This is a genomic window from Gammaproteobacteria bacterium (assembly GCA_037388465.1).
Classification (GTDB): Bacteria; Pseudomonadota; Gammaproteobacteria; order SpSt-1174; family SpSt-1174; genus JARRKE01.
On sequence record JARRKE010000111.1, the window covers coordinates 1 to 5974 of the forward strand.

4 protein-coding genes and 2 pseudogenes are annotated in these 5974 nt (G+C 64.9%); 4 read left to right on the forward strand and 2 right to left on the reverse strand.

The features are described 5' to 3' along the window. A pseudogene (locus P8Y64_13465) lies at positions 1-1705 on the reverse strand (ribonucleoside-diphosphate reductase, adenosylcobalamin-dependent). Continuing rightward, on the reverse strand, positions 1702-2703 hold the full coding sequence (locus tag P8Y64_13470; protein MEJ2061473.1) for an MBL fold metallo-hydrolase: 1002 nt from the start codon (positions 2701-2703) through the stop codon (positions 1702-1704). Before P8Y64_13470 ends, P8Y64_13465 begins: the two are co-directional and overlap by 4 nt. A 138-nt stretch (positions 2704-2841) precedes the next feature. On the opposite strand from P8Y64_13470, the gene argA reads away from it, so the two are divergent. The 4 genes and pseudogenes from argA (at position 2842) to P8Y64_13490 (ending at position 5974) form a co-directional block, all read left to right on the forward strand. Beyond that, positions 2842-4140: an amino-acid N-acetyltransferase gene (gene argA / locus P8Y64_13475; protein MEJ2061474.1), complete on the forward strand. Its 1299-nt coding sequence runs from the start codon at positions 2842-2844 to the stop codon at positions 4138-4140. A 1-nt stretch (position 4141) separates the two neighbouring features. After that, positions 4142-4471 carry a multidrug efflux SMR transporter gene (locus P8Y64_13480; GenBank protein ID MEJ2061475.1) on the forward strand — a complete coding sequence of 110 codons (330 nt, stop codon included), beginning with the start codon at positions 4142-4144 and terminating at the stop codon, positions 4469-4471. Beyond that, positions 4468-5001, forward strand: a complete 534-nt coding sequence (locus tag P8Y64_13485) for a LemA family protein (GenBank protein MEJ2061476.1) — start codon at positions 4468-4470, stop codon at positions 4999-5001. Before P8Y64_13480 ends, P8Y64_13485 begins: the two co-directional genes overlap by 4 nt. 91 nt (positions 5002-5092) lie before the next feature. Beyond that, a pseudogene (locus tag P8Y64_13490) lies at positions 5093-5974 on the forward strand (DUF2207 domain-containing protein).

The following is a 5974-nucleotide window of genomic DNA, read 5'->3' on the forward strand; positions in this document are numbered from 1 at the left end:
AACGCTTCGAAGGGGAAGTCGCGCGGGATGTTGATGGTCTTGGAAATGGCGTTGTCCACGTAGGGCTGCAGCGCCGCCTGCATGGCCAGATGCGTCCCCGGCGGCAGCTCGGTGGCGGTGACGAAGGCGGCCGGCGGCTCGCCGTCGCCGGCCTGATCCCTCCACTGGGCCCAGGCGTGATCGGCCACCTGGAAGACCGCCCGGTTACCGTCCGCCTGCAGCACCCGCCGTTCGTAACTGAGATCGAAAATAGGCTCGATGCCGCTGGAGACATTGTTGGCCAGCAGGCTGATGGTGCCGGTGGGCGCAATGGCGGTCAGGTGGCTGTTGCGGATACCGTGGCGGGCGATGCCTTCGTGGATGTCCGGCGGTAGCTGTTGCACAAACTCGCTGTCGAGAAAGGCGTCCGCGTCGAAATCCGGGAACGCCCCCTTCTCCATCGCCAGCTCGATGGAGGTGCGGTACGCCGTATGGCATACCAGACGCAGAATGTCGGCCGCCATTTCCCGCGCCCGCGCGTCGGCGTAGTGCAGGCCGAGCATGACCAGCGCGTCGGCGAGCCCGGTCACCCCCAGCCCGACACGCCGTGCGTCGCGCACCTTCACCGCCTGGTGCCGGTCACCCCCAGCCCGACACGCCGTGCGTCGCGCACCTTCACCGCCTGGTGGGTGAGCGGGAAGGAAGTCACGTCGATGACGTTGTCGAGCAGACGCACCGCGACCTGCGCAGTCTCCTGGATGCCCGCCAGGTCGAGTTCCGCCTGCGCGGTGAAGGGCGCGCGTACGAAGCGTGTGAGGTTGATCGAGCCCAGATCGCAGGCGCCGTAGGGCGGCAGGGGAATCTCGCCGCAGGGATTGGTAGCGCTGATCCGCTCGCAGTAATAGAGGTTGTTCAGGCGGTTGATGCGATCGATGAACAGCACGCCGGGTTCGGCCACGTCGTAAGTGGCCTGCATGATGCGGTTCCAGAGTTCACGCGCCGACACGATGCGGTGCACGCCGCAGACCACCGGCAGGTCGTGTCCCGGCCAGGCACGCTCCAGGTACTGCTGAGCACCCCGCTTGCGCTCCGGGTCCGGAAACACCAGCGGCCACGGATCGTCCGCCTCCACCGCCCGCATGAAGGCGTCCGTCACCTGCACGGACAGGTTGAAGTGGCGCAGCAGCTTCGGGTCCCGCTTCGCCTCGACGAAGGTTTCGATGTCGGGATGATCGCAGCGCAGCGTCGCCATCATGGCGCCGCGCCGCGAACCGGTGGAGACCAGAGTGGCGCACATGCTGTCCCATACCTGCATGAAGGAGACCGGGCCGGAGGCCACCGTGCCCCGGGTTACCGCCGCGCTGCCCGCCGGGCGCAGGGTGGAGAAGTCGTAACCCACACCGCCGCCGGACTGCAGGGTCATGGCGCCCTCACGCAACGCGGTGAAGATACCGTCCATGGAATCCGGGATGATGCCCATGACGAAACAATTGAACAGCGATACGTGCCGGCCGCTGCCCGCGCCGGCGAGAATGCGTCCACCGGGCAGGAAACGGAAACCTTCGAGAATTTCATAAAACCGCGCCGACCAGTGTTCGGGGTCGGACTCGACCTGCGCCAGCACGCCCGCCACCCGCCGCCAGGAGTCATCGACGCTCTGCTCGCCGGGCTGGCGATACTTGGTCTCCCACACGTGCTGGGCGAGCGGTTCCAGGCGCTGCGTCATGCCACCCCCTGTTGCGCCGGTTGCCAGGCAGCGTGCAGCTCGGCATGCAGCTCCGCCTCCCGTCCCGTATAGCGCGGCGAAAAATGAATCGGCACCACCCGTTTGACGCCCGCCCGCCGCGCCAGCTCACCCGCCTGCCGCGCGGTGAGATGCAGCTTGCGCCGGCCGTGTTCGAGATCGGATTCCAGGAAGGCGGTTTCGATGAACAGCAGGTCGGCGCCGTCGATCAGCTCCAGCACGCGCGGCACGTTGTCCGGCGTCCAGCCCACGTCGACCAGATAGGCGAGCTTGGTGCCGGGCACGACCTGCAATACCTTGCGACGCATCTCGCCGAGGGTGAAACGTCCTTCCGGCGCCTGCACCGGCGTGTCGTCCGGCTTCCCTTCCAGCACCATCTGCTTCAGCTCGTGCAGCCAGGGTCCCACGCTGAGGCCAAGTTCCTGCAGGTGGTTTTTCCAGACGTTGACGTGCAGGGTCTCTTCGAGCGCAAAACCCAGCGAGGGAATGCCGTGGTCGAGTATCGCGGCGCGCACACGGAATTCCGGTTCCTCGCGCAACAGACCGCCGGCGGTCTCGCGGCTGCCGCCGGGTTCGGGCTCGAAACGGTTGCGGCAGCGCATCACCGTGCGCACGAGCTCGTCCGGCGCGCATAGCTCGAAGACCTCGAAGCTGACGTCCTCTTCGTAATTGTGCACCAGGTTCCAGTCGTAGGCCGCGAGCTTGTGCATCAGACGTTCGGCGATGCCCTGCGGCCCGTAAACCCGCACCCATTTGCCGCGCCCGAGCATGAAGCGCACCAGACGATCGAAATCCTCGAAATGGTCCATATGCGCGTGACTGAGGAATACATCACTGACGCGCAGCAGCTTGCGGGTCGGCAGGGCGCGCAGATCCCCGGCGTCGAACAGCAGCGCGCGCCGGGCAAACAGAAAGTCGACGTACAGCACGGGATCGCCGAACGGTTCGTTGACCATCAAAGGCTGAAAGATCGGTCGCATGGCCTGCAGTGTATGCCGCCCTCACGGTTCATGCGTTAACTGAACTATAGCAGTCGGCGGTTTACGCAATGACATCTGTATTCCCGATGGATTGCGGTTAAGTTAGCATGTGAACGATCACACGATCCGGAACATACCGTGAACAACACCTCTGCTCTTGCCTGGTTTCGCAACGCGGCGCCCTACATCGACGCGCATCGCGGCCGCACCTTCGTGCTCGCCTTCGAGGGCGAAGCGGTCGAGGATGCCGATTTCGCCGAACGCGTGCACGACATCGCCCTGCTGCATACGCTCGGCGTGCGTGTGGTGCTGGTGCACGGCGCGCGCCCGCAGATCGAAACCCGTCTCAAATCGCGCGGGCTGGAAATGCAGTACGCCAACGGGCTGCGCGTCACCGACGACGAGGCGCTGGCGGCGGTCAAGGAGGCGGCCGGCTGCCTGCGGGTGGAAATCGAAGGCAAGCTGTCGCTGTCGCTGATCAACACCCCCATGTCGGGCGTGCGCATCCGCGTCGCCTCGGGCAATTTCATCATCGCGCGGCCGCTGGGCGTGCGCGACGGGGTGGACTTCAAACACACGGGCGAGGTGCGCAAGGTCGATACCCAGTCCATACGCCAGCAGCTCGACCTGGGCAACATCGTGCTGCTTTCGCCGATCGGCTATTCGCCCACCGGCGAGGTCTTCAACCTCAGCGCCGAGGACGTCGCCACGGCCACCGCGTGCAGCCTGCAGGCGGACAAGCTGATCTTTTTGTCCGAGGCGCGCGACAAGCGGGCGTTGCCCAAACAGCTTTCGCTGGAAGCCGCCCAGAAGCTGCTCACCGGACGGCGCACGCTGTCCGGGCAAAGCCGCGCGCACCTGGAAAGCGCCATCACCGCCAGCCTCAACGGCGTGCGGCGCATTCACCTGATCGCGCGCAAGCAGCCGGACGCGCTGCTGACCGAACTCTATACCCGCGACGGCGCCGGCACCCTGATCACGGCGGAGGAATACGAAAACGTCCGCAGTGCCCGCACCGACGACATCTCGGGCATTCTCGAACTGATCGCACCGCTGGAGGAAAAGGGCCTGGTGGTGCGGCGTTCGCGCGAGCAGCTGGAGCTGGAGATCAACCGCTTCGTCGTCATCGAGCGCGACGGAATGATCATCGCCTGTGCGGCGCTGTATCCGTTCCCGGACGAACACCTCGGCGAACTCGCCTGTCTGGCCGTCCACCCCGACTACCGCAAGGGTGGACGGGGCGAACGCCTGATCAACGAAATAGAACGGCACGCGCGGGAAATGTCGCTTCAGGAAATTTTCGTCCTCACCACCCAGGCGTTGCACTGGTTCCGCGAACGCGGTTTTCAGGCGCGCGGCATCGACAAGCTGCCGGTAAAAAAACGCGAGCTGTACAACTACCAGCGCAACTCCAAAGTATTCTTCAAGACGCTCTGACATGAACAGTTACTGGCTTTATCTGGCACTCTCCGGGGTGACCGAGATCGGACTGGCCGTGGTCATGAAACAGTCCGACGGCATGACCCGCCTGTTGCCCACACTGGGTGTCGTGGTGCTCGGCGTCGCCAGCATCTGGCTGTTCTCGCTCGCCCTGCGCAGCATTCCCATCGGCACCGCCTACGCCGTGTGGATCGCGATCAGCGCGGTGGGCATCACGTTCACCGGTATCTACGCCTACGGGGAAACCATGGACTGGCTGAGGGCAGTCAGCATCGCGCTGATCATCATCGGCGTGGTCGGACTCAAAGCGGGGTCGAAGGCCTGGTGAATCCTGTCTGGGGGGTGCTCATCGCGGCCCTGTGGGTATGGGCCGTGTGGTTGTTCAACCGCCTGGTGCGCGACCGCAACCGGGTGCTGGCGGCATGGAGCGACATAGACGTTCAGCTTAAGCGCCGCCACGACCTGATCCCCAAACTGGTCGACGCGGTGCGCCAGTACGCCGCCTACGAACAGTCGACCCTCAACGCGCTCACCGAACTGCGCGCGCGCAGCGAGGCGGACGGCGGCGCCGCAACGCGCGGCCCCATCGAACATGAACTATCCGCCGGGCTGCGACGACTCATTGCCGTGGCGGAAAACTACCCGGAGCTCAAGGCAAACGCCAATTTCCTCGACCTGCAGCAGCAGCTCAGCACGGTGGAAACCGACATCCAGTACGCGCGCCGGTATTACAACGGCGCCGTGCGCAACCTGAACACGCGCATCGATTCCTTCCCGGACCTGATTATCGCGCGCCTGTTCGGTTATCGATACGCGGACTATTTCCAACTCGAAGAGGACGAAGCCGGTGCGGCCTGAACGTCTCCTGTTTGCTCTGCTGTTGCTGTTTTGTTTCACCCTGCCCGCCGCGGCGGCGGAACGCATTCTCGACTATCACAGCGACATCACGGTGACGCGCAACGGCGATCTCGACGTCACCGAAATCATCCGGGTGCAGGCCGAGGGCTACAAGATCCGCCACGGCATCTACCGCGACTTCCCCACCCGCTACGCGCGCCCCGTCTCGCTGCCCTCCTTCGTTCCCGTCGAGCTGCGCCGCTTCATCGGTCAGCTCACCGGCGACCTGGGACCATCGCGGGAGGTTGGTTTCAAAATCCTCGGCGTCACACGCGATGGCCAGCCCGAGCCCTATCACACCAAGTCACTGTCCAACGGCGTGCGTATTTACATCGGCTCGCGCAGCACCAACGTGACGCCCGGCGTGCACACCTACCGCATCCGTTACCGCACCGACCGCCAGTTGGGCTTCTTCAAGGATCACGACGAGCTGTACTGGAACGTGACCGGTACGGGCTGGGACTTTCCCATCGACCATGCCTCGGCCACCGTGCACCTGCCGGGCCCACGCCGGGCTGACCATCGTAGTCGGCTGGCCCAAGGGCTATGTCGCCTCACCCACCCAGACCCGTGAAGGGTTGTGGTGGCTGCGTGACAACCTGCCGCTGGCCGTCGCCCTGGGTGGCGGCGGGTTGCTGTTGGTGTATCTCATCGGTACCTGGATGCGTGTGGGACGTGACCCGGAACGCGGCGTCATCATCCCCCGCTACCGCCCCACCGAGGGGCTGTCACCGGCAGCCATGCGCTTTCTGCGCCGGCAAAGCTACGACGACAAGGCCTTCGCCTCCGCGCTGATGGGGCTGGCCGCCAAGGGGTACGTGGACATCAGCGAGGACGCCTCGAGCGGACGCTACGTATTGCAAAGCCTGGACAAGCACAAGGGCAAACTCCTGCGCGGCGAGGAGACGGTGTACCGCAAGCTGCTGGCGTTCGG